14 protein-coding genes are annotated in these 26,601 nt (G+C 51.8%); 5 read left to right on the top strand and 9 right to left on the bottom strand.

The window, feature by feature from the left end; genetic code table 11:
* Nucleotides 1-332: 332 nt before the first annotated feature.
* The 5 genes from BW972_RS16735 to BW972_RS16715 all read right to left on the bottom strand — a co-directional run bounded on the left by BW972_RS16735 (nucleotide 333) and on the right by BW972_RS16715 (nucleotide 7,832).
* Nucleotides 333-1,613, bottom strand: coding sequence for a M16 family metallopeptidase (locus tag BW972_RS16735; RefSeq protein ID WP_076422947.1), 1,281 nt, complete (start codon nucleotides 1,611-1,613; stop codon nucleotides 333-335).
* Between the two features lie 15 nt (nucleotides 1,614-1,628).
* Nucleotides 1,629-2,753, bottom strand: coding sequence for a type IX secretion system outer membrane channel protein PorV (porV, locus tag BW972_RS16730; RefSeq protein WP_076422946.1), 1,125 nt, complete (start codon nucleotides 2,751-2,753; stop codon nucleotides 1,629-1,631).
* 49 nt (nucleotides 2,754-2,802) lie between these two features.
* The gene (gene porU, locus BW972_RS16725) at nucleotides 2,803-6,357 is read right to left on the bottom strand and encodes a type IX secretion system sortase PorU (protein ID WP_076422945.1); all 3,555 of its coding nucleotides are present in this window, start codon (nucleotides 6,355-6,357) and stop codon (nucleotides 2,803-2,805) included.
* A 122-nt stretch (nucleotides 6,358-6,479) separates the two neighbouring features.
* Complete coding sequence (gene pssA / locus BW972_RS16720) at nucleotides 6,480-7,184, bottom strand: CDP-diacylglycerol--serine O-phosphatidyltransferase (protein WP_076422944.1); 705 nt, start codon at nucleotides 7,182-7,184, stop codon at nucleotides 6,480-6,482.
* Between the two features lie 9 nt (nucleotides 7,185-7,193).
* A complete protein-coding gene (locus BW972_RS16715; RefSeq protein WP_076422982.1) occupies nucleotides 7,194-7,832 on the bottom strand; it encodes an MBL fold metallo-hydrolase in 639 nt (212 codons plus the stop codon).
* An 82-nt stretch (nucleotides 7,833-7,914) separates the two neighbouring features.
* Between BW972_RS16715 and BW972_RS16710 the strand changes: the two genes are divergently transcribed.
* The 5 genes from BW972_RS16710 to BW972_RS16690 all read left to right on the top strand — a co-directional run bounded on the left by BW972_RS16710 (nucleotide 7,915) and on the right by BW972_RS16690 (nucleotide 15,585).
* Nucleotides 7,915-9,006 carry an NAD(P)/FAD-dependent oxidoreductase gene (locus tag BW972_RS16710; RefSeq protein ID WP_076422943.1) on the top strand — a complete coding sequence of 364 codons (1,092 nt, stop codon included), beginning with the start codon at nucleotides 7,915-7,917 and terminating at the stop codon, nucleotides 9,004-9,006.
* A 4-nt stretch (nucleotides 9,007-9,010) separates the two neighbouring features.
* On the top strand, nucleotides 9,011-12,217 hold the full coding sequence (locus BW972_RS16705; RefSeq protein ID WP_076422942.1) for a TolB-like translocation protein: 3,207 nt from the start codon (nucleotides 9,011-9,013) through the stop codon (nucleotides 12,215-12,217).
* A gap of 7 nt (nucleotides 12,218-12,224) precedes the next feature.
* Nucleotides 12,225-13,376 (top strand): serine hydrolase domain-containing protein, encoded by a 1,152-nt coding sequence (locus tag BW972_RS16700; RefSeq protein ID WP_076422941.1) that lies wholly within the window; start codon nucleotides 12,225-12,227, stop codon nucleotides 13,374-13,376.
* A gap of 156 nt (nucleotides 13,377-13,532) precedes the next feature.
* Nucleotides 13,533-14,414 carry a YicC/YloC family endoribonuclease gene (locus BW972_RS16695; protein ID WP_076422940.1) on the top strand — a complete coding sequence of 294 codons (882 nt, stop codon included), beginning with the start codon at nucleotides 13,533-13,535 and terminating at the stop codon, nucleotides 14,412-14,414.
* 367 nt (nucleotides 14,415-14,781) lie between these two features.
* Nucleotides 14,782-15,585, top strand: coding sequence for a M57 family metalloprotease (locus BW972_RS16690; protein ID WP_007655451.1), 804 nt, complete (start codon nucleotides 14,782-14,784; stop codon nucleotides 15,583-15,585).
* A 179-nt stretch (nucleotides 15,586-15,764) separates the two neighbouring features.
* Here BW972_RS16690 and BW972_RS16685 read toward each other — a convergent pair whose 3' ends face one another.
* The 4 genes from BW972_RS16685 to sov all read right to left on the bottom strand — a co-directional run bounded on the left by BW972_RS16685 (nucleotide 15,765) and on the right by sov (nucleotide 26,565).
* Nucleotides 15,765-18,413 (bottom strand): S8 family serine peptidase, encoded by a 2,649-nt coding sequence (locus BW972_RS16685; protein WP_076422939.1) that lies wholly within the window; start codon nucleotides 18,411-18,413, stop codon nucleotides 15,765-15,767.
* 185 nt (nucleotides 18,414-18,598) lie between these two features.
* The gene (locus tag BW972_RS16680; RefSeq protein WP_234986426.1) at nucleotides 18,599-18,925 is read right to left on the bottom strand and encodes a VanZ family protein; all 327 of its coding nucleotides are present in this window, start codon (nucleotides 18,923-18,925) and stop codon (nucleotides 18,599-18,601) included.
* 70 nt (nucleotides 18,926-18,995) lie between these two features.
* Nucleotides 18,996-19,376 (bottom strand): glycine cleavage system protein GcvH, encoded by a 381-nt coding sequence (gene gcvH, locus BW972_RS16675; protein ID WP_076422937.1) that lies wholly within the window; start codon nucleotides 19,374-19,376, stop codon nucleotides 18,996-18,998.
* Nucleotides 19,377-19,434: 58 nt separating this feature from the next.
* Nucleotides 19,435-26,565, bottom strand: coding sequence for a T9SS outer membrane translocon Sov/SprA (gene sov / locus BW972_RS16670; protein WP_076422981.1), 7,131 nt, complete (start codon nucleotides 26,563-26,565; stop codon nucleotides 19,435-19,437).
* Between the last annotated feature and the right edge of the window lie 36 nt (nucleotides 26,566-26,601).

Below are 26,601 nucleotides of genomic sequence, written 5' to 3'. Positions count from 1 at the left end.
AGGTGGCCGCCAACCCCAACAACGCACGGCCCCTGATTCGCAAGAGTCAGGGGCCGTACGCGTTTAATACCCCCCACCGCAATGAAGGGGAAGGCAGCTGTTTTTGCCGAAAATTATCTTTTTGAAGTGATAACAGGGGGGATTCGGTGCTGAATTGCCAGTAGCGGACTTGTTTAAGATGCATCCGCAGTCTCCATATTCCTAGCCTGCAAAGGGTAAAATTAGAGTATTGTAATCTAAAATGAATTTGCATCTAATGTAAACGGAGAAGGCTGCCTTGATGTGCAGCCTTCTCCGTTTCTTCTAATATGTACTAATGGAGGTAGGTAAATCTAATCAGGTTTTTTACCGGCTATAGCAGTCTTTAAGCCATCTAATGCGATGTACTGGTTTGCCAGTTCTCTAAGTTCCTCAGCTGTAAGGCCTCTTATCGTGCTGATGTAGTTATTGTAATGCTCATAAGGAAGCTTATGTAGTACAATGCGTTTGTATCTGTCACATTGCTCAAAGATGGTGGCGATATCGTTTAAGAATTTGCCGAGCATGTAGCTTTTTACGGTTTGTAGCTCTTCCTCCGGCACCAACTCTTCTTGTAATAGCTTTACTTCTTTACGAATCTCTTCTATTGTCTTGTATGTGACCTGATAGTTTACGTCAGTGCCTATAAAAAATAAGCTATCATGCTCTTTCGGCGATATAGCTGAGTAGATGCCGTAGGTATACCCTTTGTCCTCCCGAATATTGCGCATCAACCTCGATCCAAAATAGCCACCTAGTATTTCATTAAGTACAACAAGCTTATGATAGTCTTCATGCCCGATAATTGGAAACTGTTTGCCTAAACGAATGGAGGATTGTAAGCTTTCTGGCATCAGGACAAAATGTTCGTCCTTATTGGTCTCAAGGGTAGGTGAAGTTATGTCATTTGTTACTTCTTCGAGCTGTAGAGCTGATATCTCTTTTTCCAGAAGTTTTTCCAGTTCTTCATCGATGGCACCGCAAGCAAAAACCTCCAGCTGATCTGTGCTATACCTGCTCTTATAAAAACTCTCTAACTCCTCCCTGGCAATAGTATCTAATGCATTTTCATCGAGGCCAAACACATAGGGGTGCTTTTCACTATAAACCAGTTTTGTGAAGCTGTGGGTTGCCAGATAATTATTCTTCTGACGCTGCACTTTCAGGTTTTGCTGATTTCGCTTACGAAGCAGTTCAAATTCCTCTGTCGGGAAGACTGGGTTTTGCAGGACATCAAGCACTAATGGCAACAGTTCCGGCACGTATTTGCTTAAGCAGTAAAGTGTAAATTCCGACCGATCGTAGCCATGGTTGTTTTCAAAAGAGGCTCCATAGTAGGCTACCTTCTCAGCAATCTGCTTAGCTGTATAATTTTTACTACCCTCAAAAAGCATCTTCCCCGTCAAGTCAGCTACGCCGGCCTGATCTTCGTACCACTTACCCGCTTTAAAAACAAAATCCAGCCTGATAACAGGCTGGGTTTCGCTTTTTATATAATGCAGTCTCGCTCCGTTGCTTAAGTGACTTACCTCAGCTATCTGTAGCGTTACTGCTTCTATTTCATGTATTTCTGGTGCTTTTGTTCTATCAAGCATTCTGTAATTAGTTTTTTAATCTAAGTTTAGCGACAGGCTGAAGCGTATGGTCTCAGCAAGAGGATTACCTCTTTCGCTTGGGATCAGGTATGCCGCGTCAATGCCAAATTTCTGGTAACGCAAACCTACACCTGTTGAAATATACTTTCTGTTGCCTTTCTCAGGGTTTTCATAAAAGTAACCAAGACGAGCAGCGAACAGGTTATTATACCAGTACTCCACACCGCCAGAGAAGTTGATCTCTTTTAGTTCCTCACTAAATCCACCCGGGGCATCACCGAACGAGGTAAAGATACCACTGATCACCGTCTGTGTGCTGTCAGCACCAGGCGATGGCACCAGCAGTTTGTTGGCATCAAGCACAAAAGTCAGCGAGTTATACTGGTCAAGGTTATACGTAATCGCGGTGCCTAGTTTCAGGTTTGTAGGAAGAAAATCTTTCTGGTCACCATTGGTATAGGCAATCTTACCACCGATGTTTGATATGTTAGCACCCAGACCCAGGTTCAGGTTTTGAGAAAGATCTCGGTTGTAGTATACACCCACGTCTACAGCGGCTGTATTACCTGGCTTTGATTCAAAAGGTGTAGCGCCACCGCCAATGGTTACATTACCGGCCAAGTTAGACCTAATGAAACGGGCGCCTATACCTAAGCTGAAGTATTCGCTCAAAGCTTGTCCGTAAGAAACTGACAGCGCATACTCCTTAGGAGAGAACTCAGTGATGTCGTTTCCGTTGGCATCGATGAACTGAATATCACCCAGGTCAAAGTATAGAAGCGAGGCAGATATGGCAGATGTTTCAGATAGTTTTTTATAACCTGAGAGGTAGCTGAGAGACATGTCGTCCACGATATTTCGCAGCCATGGAGAATAAGAAAAACTTACACTCATGTCGTTCTGCACAAAGCCCAGCTTAGCAGGATTCCAGTGTGGCGTGTTTGCATCAGGGCTGATGGCAACACCCGCATCGCCTAATGCGGCAGAGCGTGCATCCGGAGCTACTGTCAAAATCGGAACGGCAGTGGTTACCGTGCGTGAGTCCTGGCCAATAGTAGATGTTTGTGCTGATGCAAAGTGCACTGTAAAGAATGCAGCCACAAATGCAGTGGCTTTTACAAGTAGATTTTTCTTATACATATAGAGGGTATTGTTGCAAAATCAAATATAGAAATATTATAGGATTTTACTAATTCAAGAGCACAAGTTTCTCAAATCTAGTGGCCGTGGCTCTATCATATTGAGAACGTACAATGATTCGGTAAACGTATACGCCGCGTGCTAATGTGTTGTTAAATTCGTCTCTTCCGTTCCAGTTTATGTTGGCCAGGTGCGACTGGCTGGCATAACTAGTGCCATGCAGTGTTTTAACCAGTTTTCCTGATACGGTAAATATCTGTATATGGATATCTATATTTTCACCTGCCCTGTTGTGGTCAAAATGAAAGGTCGTATTCGTGGAGAATGGGTTCGGGTAATTCAGCAACTGTGTTATCGTTAACTTTTCGTTGTTCGACACGATAAACTCCAACCGCTCCTGTGCTGAATTGTTGTGCGTGTCCCAGGCCTTAAGCGACAAAGTATGCTGGCCTTCTTTCAGGTCTTTGAAAGGATAGCGTATGGAGCCGGATTGATAGCTGTCGCGATCAGAAGTGTAGTAATCGTTAAGCACGATGGCTTGGTCGGTTCCTTCATCAAGTATGGCGATCATCTCGTGTCCCGATCCTATACCTGCCGTATTCAGGCCGTTCTCATCAAAAAGTTTTGCCAACAGGACCGGGTTCTGACCCGTTGTGCCGCCAAATACGAAAGACTCGTCATCCATGAACAGCTTAATGACAGGAGGTGTATTGTCCATCGCTATACCTGAGGCGGTGCCTCCGATAACCACTGCTGTGTCGGCTCCTAAAGCATCATGTGCAGCACTTTTGGCATAGAGGCTGATTTTGCCAGCGCCATAGCGGTAGTCGATATCTTTAGGAACAACAAAGCTCAATTCAAAGGCACCGGATCTGACAGTGGCTTGTCCGTCATACACAATGTTCTCGCGAAGCTGAACTGGTAAAGGCTGGCTGCCGCCAGGTATAGCGGGTTCGCCTGTGCGCTCCGGTGTGTTATCACCCAGGGTGCGGCGGGTAATCGGTTTCTCATAAACAGTGATGTGCAAAGAACCATCAAAATTCGTGGCGATGCTGCCGTCTGCAGCCATCACTACGCCCTTCATGTTTACCTTACCTAATGCCCCAATCGTGTCGGAAGCGGCTTGGCTTCCATTAATCTGTGTGATTTGTGCCTGCAAATGCGGATAGGCTAGTTGCTGAGAAGGATCAGCCAGCAATGTGAAGTTACGGTTGTTCACACCCCTGGAACCTCCTGTCTCTGTCAGGCTGATGTTTTTAGTCAGGCGCATGACATCACCGAGTCGGGGCATCCGACCATTTACAGGACTGAAAGCCGCTCTATAGAAGTTGCGATTGAGTACCCGGTTATCACTGGAGAAAACGGGACGCGTTGTGGTAAGCAGGCCGATGGCACCCCCTTGAGAATTTAGCAGAGCGAGTTCTGCTCCAGAGGAGCGCCTTGGGTCATCGTAGCGACCGAATTCGCAGGTGGCGGTAAGCAGAAAAGTCAATCGGTCCTTGTTTCGCCAGTTATTTATCTGCGGCACTGTCAGAATCTGCTCCCAGGCCCAGCTGACTTCGTTGCCATGTCCGGTATAGTTCACGATCAGGGAGCCTTGCTCTATAGCTTTGTCGATAGCTGCCGCCGCTTCAGGTGCACGCTGTCCATTGGCGACGGCTTCCTGTGGGTATAGGTCCAGGTATACCTTGTTGGGGTTGTAACTGATGTGATCACGCTCAAGGTAGCTGCTCAGGAACTCGGCATCGTTCAGGTGCTCGTTATAGTCACCGTCATCAGCCACAAAAGTTACCTGGCTGCGCCACTTCCCAAAATGTCCCGGGCTATCGTAAGCGATGATCTTGTCAACGACTGTCGCCGCTTCTGTCGTGGACTTTACAGGTAGCCGGCCTATACCTATATCAAGCAGGTGGTCGCCAGTGCTGTTCTCGGCCCATTCGCCCTCGTCCTCATCCAGAAAACCATAGTAGTCTTCGGAAGAGTAGCTGCTAATCGGGTGCAGTGATTGCCTTGACTGATACACGGGCACAAAGTTGGTGTTGTTGGTCAGTCGGTTTTTATAATCGTAAGACGTATCTCCAAAGAGCAACAGGTAAATTACATCGTCGCCCTGCTTGCTGCTGCGGCTGTAGAGCATGCGCATGTAGTCGCGTATGGCCGTTACATCCTGCGCACCTGATGAGAACTCGTTATATACCTGCGTGGTAGTAACAACTGTAACCTGCATGTTGCTATGCTGCCGGCGATGCGCTGCCAGGCGGTTGGCCTCCTGCAAAAAGCGGGGATGAGTCAGGATAACCAGGTTGAGGTTGCCATCGAGGTTGTGGCTGTGTAGGTCCTGGTTGGTCACCCTCCCAAAAGCTGCTGGCTTGAGACCTGTGTTGTTCCTGAATGCCACAAATTCCCTGAGCACATCAGTTGGAGCACTAAAAGTTAAGTCTGAGCCGGAAACGATTGTTTGCTGCACGATAGGCCGCAGCGGATCTGTCACATCCCATACCTGTGTATTCGCGGTTGCGCCTGCCATACGGAAAGTACTCACCGGGCTGGCCAGACTAGCCACGGAGCGGAAACTGGTTTGGTCACCGTAAAGCTTGAGCTGGCGCTCATAGTTGAGTGTCAGGTAATTCAGGAAACCAAGGGCAGTAGAGTTGCTGCCTGTGCTGAAGCTGATCCCTACTTTGAGTTCCGTTGGTTGCCCAAGTACTTGCTGGTTCAATGTGTAGGTGCTGATGCTGTTCACGCCTTCCGGATGGTAAGGAAATGTACCGCGCCCGCTGATCGTCTGTGTGCCCAGGGTATGGCCGTTGAGGCGCAAGGTATAGGAGCTCTCCGCCGATGAATTTGCCATCAGAAAAGCCGTCAGCTTGACCTCAGAACCCAGTGCCAAGTCCGACACGGGAAGGCTGATTTCGCGAGAGGCCGTGAAAGCACTAAAGTCTTCCCCGTACCATTCTCTGCCGGAGTACACCATGTTCTTGAGATCACGCTCGTGGTAAAGGCGCTCATTGTAACTACTAATAGTTTGACCAGCATCACTTGCCTGGCCGCGTTCGCTTAACCGGAGACCCTTGCCCGCTCCCACCCGAATAAAGTAATAAGCAGTATCGGAGTAAATGTTGTGGCTGTGGCGAAAGGCCGGGCTGCCGCCTGTAGCTTGCCAGGTATGAGGACCTTGTGCGTAAAACAGCACATAGTCTGACTCGTCGAAGCGGCCATCGGTTTCACCTGCCACCCAGATGGCATTCTCCACAAGATCGTCAGGGCGAGGTGCATTGTTGGGTTGCGGAAGCATACCGCCTCCGTTTCCAAATAGCTGCAATGTGCGTGGGTCGAGCTGCTGGGTATTGACACCAAGTGACTGCAGTAGTGCCCTGTCGATGCGGTGTATACCTGATTCGGTTACGCCAATCTTATACCAGTTGCCTGTGCTGAGCGCCGAAGAAGTGGCGAATTGGCTTTGGGTGCCTTCAGTGCTTTGGGAAGTGTTGCGGAATGTTTGCCCCTGCTGTGGAGCCGCTGCACTTTCCTGTGCCCTTGCATGGGGCGCTAGCAGGCTGGAGCCGAACAGCAGACAGGTATACAGCAGCAAAGAAATCCGCATGGCAGACTTGGGTAAATTAATGAATAGGAGGCTGTATAAATTTACAGAAGATTATCCTTCCAGCTAAATAAATAATCGATAATTGAGGCTACTTAGCAAGTTGGTCTGATTGTCATAGAGCTTTAGGAGGTTGGGGCTTTCTTGAAGATGGACAACACGACATAAAGCACGATGATCAGCGGTATAGCTGCGAATTTGGCAAGTGCCAGCAAAATGACAGAGATACCCAGGAAAACGAACCGGATAGCATTGTCTTTCCAGGTCAGGTTCTTGAATTTGAGCGCAAACAGTGGCAGCTCCGCCACCAGCAGGTATGAGAATACGACCGTTACCACCAGCAGGAAGTAAGGATTCAGAATAACATTATCGTATAGGTTACCGGAGGTGGCCAGTATCAGCGGCAGCGAACCGATAAACATAGAGCAGGCCGGCGTGGGTACGCCAATAAAAGACTCGGCCTGCCGCGTGTCGATGTTGAACTTGGCCAGGCGCAGTGCCGAGAAGATCGTGATCAGGAAGCCGAAGAATGGCAGGATGTCGGCAGGTATACTTAACACAGAAGCCTCCGCTTGTGAAAGCAGCGCGAACATGATAGCACCCGGAACGGCTCCAAACGAAACCATGTCAGCCAGCGAGTCCAGCTGCTTTCCTATCTCAGAGTAAGCCTTGAGCACGCGGGCCAGCATGCCGTCCATAAAGTCGAAAATAGCGGCTAAACCAATCAGGTAGGCTGCGTATTCCAGGCGAAAGTTAAAAGCAAAGTACAGCGCCAGGCATCCACAGAACAGGTTAAGGCAGGTGATGGCGTTAGGTATGTAGTTCTTCATCCGGAAGGCTTAACGCAGGAATGGGTTATACTTTTTTTCGTACGCGATGGTGGTTTCTGGTCCGTGACCTGGGTATACCACCGTTTCATCCGGCAAGGTGAATAGCTTGGTTCTGATGCTGTTGATCAAGGTATCGAAGTCACCGCCAGGCAGGTCGGTGCGGCCAATGCTGCCTTTAAACAGTACGTCGCCTCCGATGCATACCTTGTCGGGTTCACTGTAAAAAACCACATGGCCGGGTGCATGGCCGGGCGAAAAAATAATCTGCAGCTCGGTATTGCCAAATTTGACCGTGTCGCCTTCCTTCAGGTAATTGGTCGAGGCTTCCATGCCGCTGTACATCTGAAAACCGTAGTTCGGAGCGTATACCGGCACAGCACGCAGAATCTCCAGCTCTTTCTCGTGTATCTCCAGTTCCACGCTGTAAGTGTCGGCAACAAACTTGTTGCCCAGCACATGGTCGATGTGGCAGTGAGTGTTGAGCAGGCGCACCACTTTCAGCTCATTTGCCTCGATGTAGCGCTTGAGTTCCTGCTGTTCGGCTTGCTCATAGCAGCCAGGATCTACTACCACGCACTCCTTGGTGTCGTCGTGCAGCAGGTAAGTGTTTTCCTGGAAGGGGTTAAATGTAAGACAGGTAATGTTCATGTTGTTCTCGTTCAGAGGGCGCGGAGCCCACAAATTCGGCTTCTAAGTTACGAACTTCAGGCGTAAGTCGTAAATTGCCTGTATGAATTATGACTACATAGTCGTGGGGCACGGCATTGCCGGCGCCACACTTGCCTATACCTTACGCAAGCAGGGCCAGCAGGTGCTGGTGATCGACGAGCCCAAAGCCAACTCCGCTTCCCGTGTAGCAGCCGGCCTCGTAAACCCGGTGGCAGGCAAGCGCTTCGCCAAGTCCTGGCTCGTCGATACGCTGCTGCCCTATGCCGACAGCTTTTATGACGAACTGGGAGCGCGATTTGATCAGGAGCTTTTCATACACAAACCCATCTACAAAGTATTTTCGACCATAGAGGAGCAGAACAACTGGATGGCCAAAAGCGCTGAAGGAAACTGGAGCGAATACATCGGCGCCACCTATACCCAAAGCGCCGGCCAGGAGTCTTCTGTTCAAGACCAGTTTGGCGGTATCATGATCAGGAAAGGCGGCTACCTGCGCATAGCCAATACACTCGACCTGCTGCTGCAAGAGCTGCAGCAGGACAATGCATTGCTACCGGAGCGTTTTGAAATAGACCAACTGCAACTAACGGAGCAGGGAGTAGCTTACAAAAACATAACAGCCAGGCATGTGGTTTTCTGTGAAGGCTGGCAGGTAGTGAGCAACCCGTACTTTAAGTGGCTGCCGCTGCAGCCTACCAAAGGTGAAGTGCTGGAGGTGCAAACACAGGATTTTAACCCGGAATGCATCTATAATAAAGCCGTTTACGTTGTTCCGGTAGGAGAGGGCCGCTTCAAGATAGGGGCCACCTACAACTGGCGTCAACCCGACGAACTGCCAACCCCGGAAGGCAGGGAAGAACTGAGCGAACGCTTTGAGCAGATTACCACACAATCTTATCAGGTGAGCAGGCACTGGGCCGGTATAAGGCCTGCCGTGCGCGACCGCCGTCCGCTTATGGGCCGGCACCCGGAACATACGCAGCTGAGCGTGTTCAATGGGATGGGCTCCAAAGGTGTGCTGATGGCGCCTTACCTGGCTGATGTATTTGCCAAGGCATTAATTGGAGGGGGAGAAATACTGCCAGACGTACACATTTCGAGATATTATTCGTTATATTACGACTACATAAAACACCATAACCAAGAACTCTAAGCGCATGCGTTTCACCATAAGGTTATTGTTACTGTTCCTGTGCTGCGTTGCCGCAGGCGAAGTGGCTATGGCCCAGCCTAATGTGCAGACCTTTGGCCGGAGCCGAATTCAGTATAAGAACTTCGACTGGAAGCTCTACAGCACCCAGAACTTTAACATATACTTTTATGAAGGTGGCGACCAGTCGGCACGCAATGCGGCTGAGTATGCTGAGCGTGAACTTAAGCGCATCACCAGTTTTATCGGTTATTATCCTTACTCCAAGATCACACTCATCGTGTATAACTCGATGACGGACCTGAAGCAAAGCAACATCGGGATGCAGCGCGACCAGTTCCAAACCGGGGGCGAGACGCTCTTTATCAAAAACAAGCTGGAACTGGCCTACGATGGTACTCAAACTGACTTTAAGCGTGACCTGAGTTATCAGCTGACCGAGCTCCTGCTAAACGACATGATGTATGGCGGCAGTCTGAAAGAGGCGCTGCAGAGTAGCTACCTGCTGCGCCTGCCTGACTGGTTTATCAGCGGGGTGGCGGCTTACACCGCTGAGGGCTGGAGCCTGCGCATGGACAACTATGTGCGCGACATGCTGATGGTCAATAGCAAAGCCCGCATGGAAGACGTGCTGGCCCGTGACCAGGAATTAGGCGGTCAGGCTGTTTGGAATTATATTGCCGAACGCTATGGCTATACCTCCATTCAGAACATCCTGAACCTGACCCGTATTACCCGCGACACCGAGGTGGGCATTACCAGCAGCCTGAACATTCCATACAAACGCTTCCTGCAGGACTGCCATAACTACTACATGCAGATCAACACCCGCGGTGAGAATCCGCTGGTGAGCCTGCCTGCCGAGAACAAGGTTTTCCAGAAGAACAGAAAAGACAATCATTATACCCAGCCTGTGCTGAACCCGGCCGGAACGCTGATGGCTTATGCCGAAAACGAGAACGGCAGCTACCAGATTATTGTGAAAGAGGTAGGAAGCAACCGCAGTCGTGTGGTATGGAAGAGCGGGTATAAGACCGTTGACCAGCGCATCGACTATAAGCTGCCTGTGCTGGCCTGGCGTACCAACACGCAGCTTGGCTTTGTGGAAGCAAGAAGAGGTCAGATGGTGCTGCGTCAGATTAACTCTACCCGCCGGCGCTCCCGCATCCCGGTGTTTGACGATATCCGGACCCCTGCCGTAACGCTTAGCCAGTTCTCGCAGGTGCGTGATATGAGCTACTCCGAAGACGGCAGCACGCTCCTGATCAGCGCCGTGCGTGATGGGCAGACAGACCTATACCTGCTCTCGAGCGGCGGGCGTATGCAGCAGCAGCTCACCAACGACATTTACGACGACATACAGCCGGTCTTCCTGAAAGGGGGAAGCAACAACATTGCCTTTAGCTCCAACCGCTTCGTTGATACGACCGGGCAGACAGCCACAGGTAGTTTTGCTGGTGTGGTAAACAACTACGACATCTTCCTGATGTCACGTGATGGGGGCAACGCCCGGCAAATCACTTTCTCCATAGCGAGCGAATTGCGACCACGTGCCACAGATGACGGCAACCTGGTGTACCTGAGCGAAGAGACTGGCGTGCGCAGCCTGTATCGCTTTGATATTGCCGCAGGCAGCAGTCGTCCCATCACCAACTTCCTGCAGGATATCGAGAGTTATGACGTAGGGGGAAGTGCAAATGCCCTAGTACTGACGGCCAGAGACAATGCCCGCAGCTTTGTTTACGCTTTCCCGACATTCAATCCTACCACCCAGGACTCGCTCCCTAAGACCTCACGGCAGATTATACTGGAAACCCGCGCCCGAAGCGCCGCCGCAGCAACAACCGCCGCCACCCGCAAAATAGTGGAGGGCACAACTACGCTCAAAAGAACGCCACGCCAGGGGGAGGTAGACATTGAAAACTACCAGTTCGAGAGCGATGCCAAAGAGCAGCAGGAAGCTGAAGCAAAGGCTAAAACACAGGCCGCAGCACCGCAGCGTGCCCGTACAACTGATGGTGGCGTACCTATTGCAGGCCCCGTAGACTATGACCTTCGCTTTAGTGTGCAGGAGGTAATTACGTCGGTATACGCTGATCCGCAGTTGGGCTTTGGTATAGTGGCTGGCGTAAACATGAGCGACTTGTTCGAAAATCACCATATCCGGGGCAACGCCTTTGTGCGCACCGACCTGGAGACCAGCCGCATGTTTGCCGAATACATGAACCTCAAAAACCGGTTCGACATCGGCTTGCAGTACCGGCGTGATGTGATCGTGGGGCAGGCGCCGGAGTTCCCGGGCTCTGTGGTGCGCTTCGGCAAACACGAATTCTCGCCCACCCTGGTATACCCGCTCAGCTACAGCACCAGCCTCCGCATGCAGCCCAGGTTTGTGAACACGCGCTTTACCTACATCAACAGTTTTGTGACACCAGACAGGACCGACTACTTCGGTGGCGGTAGTGTGGAACTGGTCTTTGACAACTCCGTGGTGCGGGGCGTAAACATGCTGGAAGGTACCCGTATGAAAGCAGGTATCATGAGCCTGAAAAACTTTGAGCACAGTTCTGAGAACTTCAGCAAGTTTTACCTGGATGTGCGTCACTACCAGAAAATTCACCGGCAGATCACGCTGGCAGGTCGTATCAACTATGGTACTTTCTTCGGTAACGCGCCCAAAAACTTCCTGATCGGGGGCATGGACAACTGGCTCTTCGCATCTGAAGACGACGGCAACCCACGCGATGCTGTTGTGGTGAGAACGCCAGCCGACCTGTTTTACCTCGATTACACGACTCCGCTACGTGGCTTCAATTTCAATGCTCGTCGGGGCTCCAAAGTGCTGCTGGCCAATCTGGAGTTGCGCGTACCTATTGTGCAGTATCTCTATGACGGACCTATACCTTCGGGCTTCTTCCGCAACCTGCAGTTTACTGCTTTCGGTGACGCCGGGTCAGCTTACAATGGTACCAACCCGTTCACGGGCAACAACTCTATTAATACCCGCGTGATAGGTGGCCGTATAGACCAGACCAACACGAGTCCGTTCGAGATCACGGTGATTAACTACCGCAACCCCTTCCTGTTGGGCTATGGCGTAGGTGCACGCACTACCTTGTTCGGGGTATACGGCAAGGTTGACATGGCCTGGAGCCAGGAGGACAATTCGCGCAGAGGGCCTAAGTTTTACATTACTTTAGGCTACGACTTCTAACACAGGCATGAACCGGAAAACCAAACGATTTGGTATTGGCTTTATTCTGGTGATCGGGTTGGCAGCCGCCTGGCTGCACATGGCCGACAAAAACTATGTGTACAAAGCCCTGTATCATAACTTTGCTGATATAGACGATCACCTGATCTTCCACCAGCGCAAGATCAAAGCTGCTGATGAGCCCCAGCCCTGGCCGCTTGCGACTAACTACAATCAGCTTACGCTGCCGCAGAAGTTGCAGCAGCTTCACAAGGAGCTGGAGTCAGTTGCCTTTGTGGTTGTGCACCGCGACTCACTGCTGTATGAGCAGTACTGGGATGGCTATTCAGAAGAGTCGCTGAGCAACTCCTTTTCGGTGGCCAAAAGTATCGTGAGCATCCTGGTAGGTATAGCCCTGAAGGAGGGAGCGATTCAAAGTATAGACCAGCCGGTAGGTGACTTTTTGCCGGATTTCAGAGAAGGAGCAAAGGCAAAGATCACGCTCCGGCACCTGCTCTGGATGAGCTCCGGACTGAACTGGGACGAGTCATATGGCAACCCCTTTTCGGTTACTACAGAGGCCTACTATGGGTCTGACCTGAAGAAAGTGATCCGAAGGTTGGAAGCGGTGGAGGAGCCCGGGCAGGCCTTCTCTTATAAAAGCGGTGATACCCAAATACTGGCTTTCGTGCTGGAAGCGGCCACCGGCCAAAGGCTGGCGGACTATGCCGAAGAGAAACTATGGCGTCCACTTGGAGCGGAGCAAAAGGCCGAATGGAGCATCGACCACCCCCTTGGAAACGAGAAAGCCTATTGCTGCTTCTTCTCCAATGCCCGCGATTTTGCCCGCATCGGGCAGCTATACCTGCAAAAGGGGATCTGGCAGGGGGACACGCTGGTATCGCCGGAGTACGTGCAGGCTTCTCTTACCCCAAGCGGCCTGACGGATGCCAATACCGGTGATCCCACCAGGCACTATGGCTACCAATGGTGGCTACTGCCGGACTACAAAGGCCAATCTATCTTCTACGCACGTGGCATTCTGGGGCAGTACATCATCGTGATACCAGAGAAAGAGCTTGTGATTGTGCGACTTGGCAAAAAAAGGGGCGAGCGTATCAACCATCATCCTGCTGAGGTCACAGGTATGATTGATGCGGTAAATCAAATGGTGCCCTAGGTATAGAATCCCCTCCAAAAAGACAAGACTCGGACCCGAACACCATCGCCTTGTCAGGACCCCGCTGCCTGTCCGGATTTGAGCTTTTAGCTTTCCATCTACGTATAAGTGAGGAATTATAGCTAATTTGCAGGAACATCATCTTATATAGTGCTTATGTTGCAGTCCATGACAGGCTATGGCAGTGCCCGCCTCGATACTGACCAGTATTCTATTAACGTCGAAATCAGATCGCTCAATTCCAAAGGTATGGACCTGTCCGTGCGTCTACCGCGCTTCCTTTCGGAGCGTGAGTACGAGATCCGCACCATGCTGACAAAAGCGCTTGTGCGTGGTAAAGTGAGCATCTGCGTTGACTATGCCAAAAACAAAGCGCAGAAAGCCAAGAGTAATATCAATAAAGACTTGCTCAAAGCATACTACGAGGAACTGAACTCGGCTGCCGATATGGTAGGCGGATCTAAAAACGACCTTTTCCGTTTGGCCCTGCACATGCCGGATGTACTGCAGCAGGACCAGGGCGAAGACGAGGAAGGCGAAGCCGACTGGGATACAGTTCAGCCTCTGGTGCAACAGGCGCTCGAGAGCATCAACGCATTCCGGGCTGATGAGGGCAAGGCGCTTACTACGGAAATCATGTCCTACATCGACCGTATCCGGATACTGCTGGCTGAGGTCGAGAAACAAGACCCGGTGCGCATGGAGCATATCCGCAACCGCATCAAAAACCATATCACCGAAATATCAAACTCAGACCACTACGATCAGAACCGCTACGAGCAAGAGATGATCTATTACATGGAAAAGCTTGATATAGCGGAAGAGAAAGTTCGCCTGATCAACCACCTGCATTACTTTACGGAAACGGTATACCTGCCGGAGCCCACTGGCAAAAAGCTGGGTTTCATTTCGCAGGAGATCGGCAGGGAGATCAATACGATCGGCTCAAAAGCCAACGACGCTACTATACAGCACCATGTTGTGGAAATGAAAGAGGAGCTGGAAAAGATAAAAGAGCAAATCAACAACATCCTGTAGCAAACTTGCTACTGAGCCAACTTAAAGCAGCTGCCCTTGCGGGTAGCTGCTTTTTTTGTGATCAGTAGCTAATGCCATCTCTCTGAGGATTAGTGTTTAAACATTCGCGTGCCGATAGAGGCCTGAAGAAATTTTTTTAATTTTTTTTGAAATTTTTTCAGTTTCGGGTGCGCTTTGTTATTGCAACCCAGTTTCATAAGCATACTTAAATTCTTATATAAGTTATATTTAATGTTTATTATCTCCGAAACTTTTTAAGAGCGGTAAATATGTTGTTAAAACGCTGATTTTCAGTTTGTTTAGGCTATTGTATGGCTGATTGTTTTCGTCTATATTTCGTCATGTTTAACTATAAAAATATATTTTAATGAAAACAACACGTTTACTTTCGCTCCTGGCCCTTGCGGTCATGTTCTGTTTCTCCTCTTGCCAGAAAGAAGAGGCAGATGTAACTGCCAACGAGATTTCACCCCTCGCCATGGCTAAAATCTCAGAGATGGGTTTCAACACAGACAATGTACAGCGCACCGAGGGTGGCTACATTGTGGAGGGTGACATTTTCTTCTCTGAAAGCGACCTGCAGGCCTCTCCTGAGACCACAGCCCTGCGTGTTGGTGAGGAGGAGCAGTACCGCACCAACAACCTGGTAAGCGTAGGCTCCAGCCGCACCATCAACGTGGCCATCACCACCAGCCTGCCTTCCTCTTATGTGTCGGCGCTCGACGAGGCCATCCGCCGCTTCAACGCTGAGAACCTGCGCTTGAAGTTCCGCCGCGTGTCCTCCGGTTACAACATCCTGGTGTCGAAGGCGCCGAGCGGTTCTTCTTACCTGGCTTCTGCCGGTTTCCCTTCCGGTGGCAACCCGTACAACTCTGTTAAGGTGAACTCGGACTACCTGGGCTCTAACCCGGGCACCAACTACCTGGCCACGATCCTGGCGCACGAGATCGGTCACACGATCGGCTTCCGTCACACCGACTACATGAACAGAGCCTACAGCTGCGGTGGTTCGTACTACAACGAGGGTGCCTCTACAGTAGGTGCTGTGCACATCCCGGGCACACCGACAGGTGCTGATCCTAACTCCTGGATGCTGGCCTGCATCGGCACTGGCGTGAACCGCTACTTCAACTCTAACGACAGAACAGCCCTGCGCTACCTGTATCAGTAGTCCGGAGCGTTTAACTACGGTCTGAGAAGCACAGTTCCCGGCAGGGAGCTGTGCTTTTTTTGTACCTATTCTCAAGTACAGCACCGAGGTGTAGGTATACGGTTTGATAAGAATGATTGGGGATTCGGTTGATGCAGTGACTTATCTGGTTGGGACTGTCAGCCCTGCAATTTCAGAACTTACTGTAGTAACATTTTACCTGAAAGTACAGCTCCTTTTTCATTGGTAAGGCGGATGATGTAGAGCCCGGGGGGAAGGCCTTTCGTATGCAATTCTTTCAGCATCCCAGTTTCCTGCGATTCCTGTACAAATCTGCCCAGGCGGTCAAAGACCTGAACTTTTACCGTTTCGCTTTCCACAGCTACAAATACAGTCTCGCCCGCCCTTACCGGATTAGGGTATACCTGCACAAAGTTTTTGGGAGTATGAATTACCGTTTCATCCTGGCTATAAATCATTTTGCCATCGGTTGTGGTGACACTTGCCCGGTATATATTGCGGCCAGGTATAGGGCTCTCATCTATGAACTGGTAGCGCAAGCTGCTTGAGGGCGTGCCGGCATGCACAGTCTTAAAACCATCCTTCTCCAAGCGTTCCAGGCGCAGGAATCCCAACTGGTGCGTGGTGCTGAGACTTAGCGAGAACCGTGCTACATCAGGAGTCACTAACTGGCTGGGCTGAAAGCTGCTGATGTAGCAGGGGGATGTCTCAGCCTCGGCAGTGATGCTTCTGCCATAGGTAGCCTGGGTACCCTGGATAAGTGGTGCTACTGCCAGGTAGCTACCCTGCAATGCGCTTCGATCGATGATAGCGAGTGTGTCAGTTGTCCTGAGGAGGGGCTCCAGGTGAGTAGCGCCTAACTGGAATAGCTGATACTCCTGGGCATTGGGTTGTTTGCTCCAGTGCAGCATCACCTGCTCTTCACAGTTAAATCCGATCCGTAAGTCCGTAGGTCGTGCCAGGATGAACGCTTCTGTTTGCAAGTCCATACCTTTCGTGAGTATGCGGAGTTGTGCTACTGCTGCTGTGTCCGGGGTTTGCCAGGTATAGCTGCCCTGCCTCAGGTCTACACCCTCTGCTATGGTATACCAGGTATCAGAAGCCTGTAGTCGGTACTGCAGTGTGGCTGTACCAGTAACGGTGCCAGCCTGCCAGGCAACGCGGTTAGGCTGCCCCGCCTGCACCGTAGAGGCCGCCACAGGGTATAGCCATTCTATGCCCTGCTCCAATTCATACACCAGGCTGAACTCCTGCGCCCCTTGTGGTACATTGTAGCCAGTTACTTGCAAGGTATAGGTGCCGGCTGCAGGTGCGTCCAGTGTGATTTGCTCAACATTGTTCAGGCGGTCGATGCTTCGCCGTGCTGGTCGGTGCAGCGAGTCGGGGTGTGGGTAAGTGCTAAGCACCCAGGGGCGCCAAATCTTGCCCGAAAAGGTATTTCGCAGCACCAGATCCAGATCATTTATGAGCGCCCGTTCGGCATTGGGCTCCGCTTCAGGGTCGTGCCATACCAAGGTTGCCTTCAAGCGGCGTACTCCCGTAGGGACTTTCAACTGAATGCTTCGGGATTGACCTGTTGCTACAGCATCCAGCCTGAATTGCTTTGCTTGTATGGTTCGGAGTGCCCCGAGCGCATCGGCATTGCCAAATCCTGACACAAAATCAGGCCCCGGGTTGCCTACTTCATCGGCGCTGTTGATCAAAGCCGCTTTCAACAGTGAGGCTGGTGGCAGGCTGCCATACTGTGCCTGATAGGACTGCTGCACCAGCAGGGCTATTCCTGAAACTACAGCGGCGGCCTGTGAGGTGCCTCCGGCGCCATGCGCTACCAGTTCAGGTTTGATGCGGCCATCATAAGCAGGACCTCTGGAGCTGAGCATACCTACCTGCCCATCCGGGTCGAGCGCTCCCACGCTCAGCGTGTTTTTGGAGGTCTTGAACTGCCCGGTCAGGTTGGCTATACCTGGCAGGTTGGCATAGGTGCCGCTCGTTTCGGATTTGTCACCACTGTTGCCTGACGAAAACACGTGAAGCAATTCGGGATGCTGGTAGCTCTGCTGGTCATAGGCCTGCGCCTCCAGGCCATAGTAGTTCTCCACACCCACGCCATAGGAGTGATTTTGCACGCTTATACCTTGAGTCAGCAGTGCGTCACTCTTGTCAGGAAACAGCTCCTCGAAGCTCGAGTGCCCAATGAGGGCATGCTGCGTCACACCCCTGCCATTGGGCCCCGTGTTGCCGGCGCCTGCTATCAGGGTGGCCATGGTCGTCGCATGCGGACTACGGTTGCCCTCCATTGACTGTGGATCAATGATTCGGCTCTGCAGATCAATATCGTCAGGGTCAAAGGCGTATTCCTTTACCGATACCGCCATACCCTGACCAGCTATTTCAGGAAATTCGGCCTGAGCCGCATACACATTGTTTACCACGAAGTCAGCATCTCGCAGCTCCAGTTCCTCTATGGCTTGGCGGTTGGACTTGTCTATGTACAGTACTTCAGGTGAGTCAGCCAGCAGCAGTAATTGAGTTGGGTTGAGGCCACTGATCAGTAACGTGTTGGGACGTTCGCCTTGCTCGGATACGGTTGGGTTAAGTTGTTGCTGCTGCAGCCAGGTATAGAAACGCTCTTTGTTAGATACTCTGATGCGATAAGAAGCAGCCGGGAGGTCTCTGGAGAGCTGTTGAAGGTGAGGTGCCAGCTTACGGACTGCCTGTTTGGGAAATGATGAATCTGCCTGTTGAGCCTGGAGGTGGAGCGGGAGCAACGCCAGCAGGCAAAGCACAGTTAACCAGAATGTGTGTTTAAGTTTGTAGCGTGGCGGCATAGAGCAGACGTAAGAGTTAAGCTCAGTTTCTACCTTGGTAGACTCAGTTTCTACCTTGGTAGAATAGCACTAAAGCTAATCAATACCAGCCATATAGGCAATAGCTAATAAAGCTTGATCTATTGAAAACCAAGCTTATAACTGTGTTTGAACAGAAGCTTTGCTGTCGGGATTATCTACCCGGGCTACATTTTATAGATCCACTTAAAGATCAGGATACCAAGTATACAGCCGATGGTGTTACTAAGCACATCGATGATGTCGCCCTGGCGGCCAGGTATGAGGAAGTGCTGCAGCAGCTCGATGCCGATACCAAACATGGAGCTCACAAAAAAGGCTGTACGGATGGCGTAGTGCTGCACACGCGGAAAGGTAAATTGCTTCTTCAGACCCACCACCATCAGGTAAGTGAGCACGGCAAACATGAAGGCGTGTGCAAATGAATCAAAAGAAAAGATCTCCCAGATGGAGAGGGCAGGCATAGAAGAGGAGGGCAGCAGCGTCAAAACCATGATCACTGCTGCCCAAATAATGGTAAAGAAATTATACCTTAGGATCAAACCTGCTTCTATACGTTCAAGATTACTGACCGATTACTTCGCGGTAGCCTTCAACCGTCAACAGGCCTTCCACTTCGCTGGCGTCGTCAATAGACATTTTGATGATCCAGCCGTCGCCATAAGGATCAGAGTTTACCAACTCAGGGCTGCCGTCCAGCTTTTCGTTGAACTCCAGCACCGTGCCGCTCAGTGGACTGAACAGGTCAGAAACTGTTTTTACAGCTTCTACTGTACCAAACACGTCGTTCTGGTTGATATCCTTGTCCACTGTGTCAATGTCAACATACACGATGTCGCCCAGTTCGCTTTGTGCGAAATCGGTGATGCCTACATAAGCTACGTCACCTTCTATGCGTACCCACTCGTGGTCTTTGGTATACTTTAGGTTGTCAGGTAAATTCATTTTTATCGCTTTGGGTTAATGATGTCCAAAAATACGGTCTTTTTCGCAATGCCAAAAATTATTGCAGACTAACACGTAGCTGTACTCCACCTTCCGACACACTGTTACGGAACGAGGTGGAAATTTTAGGGTCGGACACGGTGCGCAGCAGGTAGAACTGTATGTTCACGCGCTGGCTCAGGACATAATCCACGGTTGGCCGCAGCTGCACCTGGCGGGTACCGTTGGTGATCTGGTTCTGGCTGATCTCGTTGCCCTGATCGTCCTGCGCAATGGCCCGTTGTACGGTCTGGTTGTCACGCACTGACATGTCCATGCGCATGGTTAGCTCGTTTTCCAGGGTGCGCCGCTCACCGCCTATCCGGAAAGGTATACGGAAGTTCGTGGTGCTATACCCAAAGCCGAAAGTATAGTCCTTCACGTTGGTCTCAGTTACCTGGGCATTGGTAAGGTTCAGTGACAGGTTACGCTCTATCCTGTACCCAATGCGGCCGGTCAGGTTGGTGTTGGTGCGGAAGTTCACTCCCAGCAGCTCCAGACGTTCCTGCACCGTGAGCTGGTTTACGATGTAGTACGGGATCAGCTGCCCAAACTCGTTGGTGCGTGTTGGGTAGTCACCCGGGCTGTTTTCATAAGCCAGTGAAGTGGTGAAGCTCGTTACGTTGTAGGTGGAGTTATACGAGTGTGTCAGGTTGACCTGGCTGAACCAACGCTTGAAGAAGGCAAGCTGCGACAGACCATTGTAATCAACACGCCAGTTAGGTATAGGCAGTCGCTTGAATGGGTTGCCTCCTTTGGCCTGGAATCCACTGGCATCACGCCCCTGATAAGCGTACAGGAACGACTGCAGAAGCACGTCCTGTGAGTTCAGGGTATAGCCTGAGTCACCGGCTGCCGCATTGGCATTGGTGAGGCGCTCGCGTATTTCGTAACGGTTGCGGATGAAATTATCGAAAGCAGCCGAAGTGCCTCCCGCAGTAGATTCGAACATGGTGCCCAGCGCAAAGAAGGAGGTGCTGAACGAACCGGTGTTGATCGGGTTCTGACGCTCGTTCACAGTGCCAATGTTGCCGAAGTCATCAAACTGCTTGCGGTAGAACACCTCCTGTATTTCGGACATGTTGCGGCGTGCGTCCAGCTGCAGGTTAAAGTTTCGGAACGGCTCCATGTTGGCTCTGGCCGTGAGCGTTTCTGTCTTGATGCCGCTAAACGGTGTGTTCAGGTACTGGCTGCTATCGGTATACCAACCGTTTGTAAAAGCACGGTTGTAAAGCTCATCCAGGTCGTACTGGCGGCCGAGGATGAACGGCAGACCGGGCGCGTCAAAGCCATCGTCAAAGCCAAGCATCTTGGTGCGCGGCAGGTAGCCCGGCATCATGGTGCCCTGGTTTTGCAGGTAGGTGAAGTTCACCGAGCGGGTCATCATCAGGAAGCGGGCCAGCCCCTTGGCAAACTTCATCTCCGACTGTTTCTTCACAGCCGTATCGCCCGGTGCAGGCACAGGTGGTCTGCCTTGCGGTTGCGTCGGGCTGTTCACGTCTTTCAGAAATTTCACCTTGTTGTAGAGCTTTACCATATCAAAGCGACCGTTCACGCTGAACTCGGTGTTATTCTCTGCCGTGTTACCCAAACGGAAAGGCGCGTCCTGGTTCAGGGCCGTGGAGCCTGCCGTCCAGATGTACGTAACAGCATAGCGGGTCTCAGCGCCCAGCCAGTCGGTGAGCGGAAATTTCTCGAAAGGCACCTTGTAGTTGGCGGCTACCAGCTGATTGAAGTTTGTATTACGACCAAAATTGCGCAGGTTGTCCCAGATCACCTTGTTCTTGTAGCGCAGTGAGTCCACATCGCGGTTGATGCGGTAGTCCGGTTCGTCTACCACGGCACGGTTGGTAGCGGTGTAGTCCAGTGACAGGCTCTTGCTGATATCCCATTTCAGGTCGTAGATGCGGTTGAAGAAGAAGTACTTCTGGAACACAGGTTCTATACCTCTGGAGGTGATCAGGCCGGAACCCGGATCGCGGCGCTGCAGGAAGGTCTCGTTATACCTGCGGTCGAGGTCAGCGCGGAAGGCAAAGCGGCTCGGCAGCGGCGTAAAGTTCAGGTCTTTGATCAGGCGCATGTACGGCGACTTAAGTCGCTCGCTTTGGGCGAAGAACTCGTAGTTGCGTGGCGTGTTGGTATAGGTATAGGCGACCGCTCCGGTATAGGTGCGGGTAAAGTCGCGGTCCGTCTCGATGTTGGTAAACAGGCGCTCGGCGTAGGAGTAGGAGAAAGACAGGTTTTCCACGTCATACGGACGCACCTTGGCCTCCGGATTTGTCCGTTCCTTGCGCACATTCAGCAAACTCACACTCTTGCGGGTTTCTCTTGTGCTTACTTCCCGCCTGTACTCCCGCTGTGATTCATCAGTCTCATATCGCGTGACCGACTGTTCCAGCGGCACATCCTTGTCGAGCGGGTCAAATTGCGGTGCGCTGTTCATGGTGCCATACTGCACCGATACCGGCACTTTTATACCCAGCTTCTCAGGCAGGAACTTATCGGCTACAATGTTGGCGCTCACATCAAATATAGCGGTGTTTTCGCGGGCTCGCTGGGCGATCTTCTGCTGCAGCGCTCCGAAACCGATGGTGGTGTAGCTACCTGTGGCCGTAATGTTGGCAAAATCAGCCAGTTTGGTGTTGAGACGGGCATTGGCGGCCCAGCCCGAATTGTTCCGGAAGTCGGTTACACGAAGCTCGTTCACCCAGATACAAACCGATTGCGGACGCGCATCTTCGCCAGGCACGGTAGGGTTGCGCACACCGATCATTACACTCTGCACCTCACTGAAATCCGGGTTACCCACCACACGAATCATCTTGCCACCCTCTAGCATTACTTCCCATGGACGGCGGTTGTCCCAGCCACCAACGGCTCTGTTACGCTCTACCTTGGCATTTACAAAATCTTCAATAGCAACATCGATCTCGTTCTCGGCAAGCCAGATGCCTTCGCGGCTTCTTGTACCCGGTGGTGTAAGTTTGAGCGGCACCACGTATTCGTAGTAGTTTTGGGTATAGTCCGTGCCTATCCTAATGAAAGCCTGCACATCATCGTCGCGGGTATTAGGGTCGCGGGTCTGGGCATGCAGGAACAGCTTGAGGCGCTTGTAGATCAGCATGTCAATGGACAGGTTCTTATACACGGCCTTGGAGAAAGAGTCTTTCAGGTCCTCGACGCAAAGTTGAAGCGACTGCTCATTCTGGCGACGGTTGTTCGTGGCGGCATAGTCGCGCAGGCGCTCTATACCTGGTGGCATGTCATAAGGAATGATCGTTTCATCATTGCCGGTCTCACTGTTTTCCTCTATGTTCACTGTCGAAACTGTAAACGAGCGGGCATCATCCGTACAGTTCAGGCAAGGGTTGCCGTCGGTGATCGGCTGCAGGAAAGTACGCCACTGGTTCGCCACAAACTGGAACTGCACAAAGCGCAGCACCACCGGGTCGGCAAACTCAGTCATGTACATGCGCATGAAACGGATCGACTTGAAGCCATTGATGTTGCCCACATTGCCCGTTGGCTGGCGTACCGGCACGCGGAACTGGTACCAGGTTACGTTGTCACCGGTTCTGGTGTCCACGATCTTGTCCACGATGTAGTTCTGGCCTACGCTCATGTCACCCGGCTGTAGTCGGATCTTATACTCGTAGTACTGCTCCAGGTCACTGATTACGTTGTCGCGGTTCAGGTCTTCCTTGTCCGGGAAAGCATAATTAGAGAAGCGGCTTTGTTCCGGTGAGTTGCCCTCCATGCCGTTGAAGCGCTTGTAACGTTCCAGAATGCCGGCATTTTGCTGGTCATAGCTCGCATCCAGGTGGTGCAGGAAGTTATCAGCTGACGGGTCGGAGAGGACATTTTGAGGTGCTCCGCCAGGTATTCGGCCCAGGAAGGTATTCTGGAAAAACTCACGCTCTGCATTATCGCCTAAACCATCGAGGCCTATATCCTGGAATGCACGTGCGCCTGGCACAGCCGAGAAAGCATCGGTCAGGAATTGTTGTGTGGTCACGCGGCCCCACTCGGTAGTCTGTAAGTTCTGGTTATCACTCGCGGAGGTTGGCAGGCCGTTCTCAAATGAGTAGCGGTTGTCTTTCAGAATATCCTCCGACACATTGCCCAGGTTAAGCACAAGCTCGCCTCCTTCGTTGCTTACGATCGGGTTGCCGTTGGCATCTTTCCGTCCGTTCGGTCCTGTCAGGAAAGGATCCATGAGCCAGAACTCCACATACTCCACGTTGGCGTTGTCAAAGTCTGTATCAAAGGTAATCTCACGGCTGATACCGCCCCAGTTCTTGCGTGGGTCGCCCTGCAGTCTGCCCTGTGCGTCCAGGTTGGGATTGTAGTTGTACTGCCCGCGCTCCCGTGGGTAGTAAGCCATATCGAAGGTATACTCATAGGCGTTGGCAATCTCACGGTCACGGCCAGGGAACACTTCGTAACGGGGAACAGGGCGCACATAATGGTTCCGGAGTTCTTCGTCGTTGATATTGCTCGGGCGCAGGCCTTCGCTGTCGCGGTAGAAGATCTGGTCGATAGTATACCAGGCCACACGGGCACGATTGTAGGCATGCTCCAGGCCATCCCCCTGCGCCAGTGGTGCAGGAGTGGCAGCTAATCGCCAGGTAGTGTTGTTGAAGCCCCCCAGACTAAACGGTGTTTCGGCGCCTTCAAAGTCATCCAGGTATGAGGTGCCGTCTTCGTTCACCGGCGACTTGGACGGTGAGGGTACCAGATGCGCAAACTCACCGCTGAAGGTCACGCTCGACGGCACTTTAGTCTGGATGAACGGAATCATATCCGTCATCTTCGTCAGGAAGCGCGACTCTCGGTTGAAATTCACGTCCAGACCATAAATTGTGTTGTTGGTTGGCTCGTCGCCGATACTCACGCGGTTGATGTAAGGCCGTTCGTTCAGGTGGAGCACGGTACCGCCCAGATTCAGGTCATTGTTCAAGCGGTAGTCAAAGCGGGCGCCGAGCAGGGTGCGAGGCTGAATATTGAGCAGTTCGGCTTTTTCATAGGTCACACGCAGGTCACTGGCAGAAGCGATGTAGCTTGGGTTCAGGATCTTGATGCGGCCCAGGTCATAGAACACCTGGTAGTCGGTGCCTTCCTCCAGGCGTGTGCCACCGGAGTATACCGCTACCGAACCCTCGGCGATACGGAAACCTGGCAGCATGATTTCGTCTGTGGAGCTAGCCTGGAAACGACCTTTGAGGAAGAACTTTGCCTTCAGTGTGTTCTGTTGGGCATCGGTCTGGGTCTGTTCGTAGAGCTCCTGAAATACGTAGCGTTCGATTAAATCCTGCCGTCCTTCAAATTGGCTGGCCAGGTATGAGCCAAACGGCTCCACCACCGGGAAGATGATGCGCCCGGTCTCGGGGTCAATGGTTATACCTTCCAGGAAGTCGAAGTTGCCATCGCGTGGTTTGTCATTGTTCGTATTCACGTTATCCAGGTTGAGCACCTCGATCAGCGGGATGTTCTGGATTGGGCTCGGCTCTTTCAAGCTCGTGATATCGACGCCTGTTTCGTCGTCTTTGTATACGATCTGAAGTTGGAAGTTCTGACGGTTCACCTGTGTCGCATCCAGGCTGTAGACGTTTTTCATCATCAGATCCCAGGTCGGATACTCCAGGGCCGGGTTGGTGGCCTTCAGCAACTTCATGTGGATAACCTGGTCGTCACGCAGGTTCTGATAGTCCTCCATCAGCTCACCTACCTTGTAGGTCTGGCCATTATAAGTATACTCAAAGGCTACGCCTAGTACCTGGTCAGGTAGCAGGGCTGTGGTAAGCGAGATATAACCCAGCTGTGGGTTGAACTTATACTCACGCGGGTCCAAACGACGGGCGCGCACATGTTCAAAGTCGATGGCTTTCTGCAGACCCAGGCTTCTCAGGTATGCGTCTACCTGGTCGTTGTTACGGGCGCTGGGGTTATTGGCGATCTGGCCATAAAGTCCGTTGGCATTGTTAGCGGCCGGAGCCAGTGGGTTGCGCTCAAACTGATTGCGGAATGGGTCCGCCTCCCCGAGGTCCATGTAAGCCACCATGTTACGCAGGTTCTCAGTGCCGCGGTTGTTGTTGGTCACGTACAGTTCCAATCGGCGAATCACGATACCGGAGTTCACCAACGGCAGGTTCTGCAAAGTACGGTCGTAGCGGCCCCTGAAGAATTGCGACAGGAAGAAGTGGCGGTCACGGTCGTAGTTGTCGGCCCTGATCTCGAATGGCTTGTTCTGTGCCCCGTTCTGGATCACCACTTCGTCGTTACGTCCGCGCACGTTGGCGGCAATGGTGGTTACGCCCAACCGGCCGAACTGAAGCTGTGTTTTCACACCGAAGAGGTTCTGGGCGCCGGTGATGAGGGAGTTGTTGAGCGGCAGGCTCACGTTACCGGCCTCTATCTTGCGAATGATCTCCTCCTCAAAGCCGGTATAGTCCAGCTTCATGTTGTTCTCGAACTCGAAGTTGGCGTTGTTGTCCCAGTTAAAGTTCAGGCGCATTTTCTCACCGATCTTACCCACCAGATTGAGCGAGATGTTCTGATCGAAATCAAAGTCACCGGTGCGCTGCTGTCGAAGGGGGATGGACGGGTTCTCGTTGCGGTTAAAGCGGGCTCCGAATTTCAGGTTGACATTACCGTTCGGCTGAATGTCCACAAAGTTTCCTCCGAACACGCGGTCAAACACCGGGCTGATGTAGATCTTGGGTACCAGGCGGCGACCGCTTACTACGCTTTCACCATCCAACCCAGCGGACTTGCTGCGCCAGTAATCGCGTATAGCCTGTTGGCGCTGGTAGCGTGAGTACTCCTCCCATGACATGGTAGATGGCAGGCGGTAGTCCAGTTCACCCATGCGCTCGTTGATGTTGTACTGCTGCAGGCTGTCGTCAAGCTGTATCTCAAGCTCAATATTAGACGGCTGACCTAGTAGCAGGGGCGAAGAGCTTGGCCGGGTGCCAAAAGGATTCCCAAGCCGATCGCTCGGCGTAAAAGTCGGGCGGCGACTTGGGATATAGGGTTGTAGTCGGGCAGAGTCCTGCGGAATGGTATCCTGTTGGAAAAAATCTGAAAAAATAAGGGTTTGAAACCTGCTGTGTGAACGCAATGCTGCAGCCTGCGACCACCATGCCAGCATAGTGATAGCAGCAACCGTAGCAAACAGCAGGCTGTT

It is taken from the genome of Pontibacter lucknowensis (assembly GCF_900156415.1).
GTDB lineage: Bacteria > Bacteroidota > Bacteroidia > Cytophagales > Hymenobacteraceae > Pontibacter > Pontibacter lucknowensis.
Note: the sequence above shows the minus strand (reverse complement) of the source record. Positions and strands in the feature narration are given on the sequence as shown.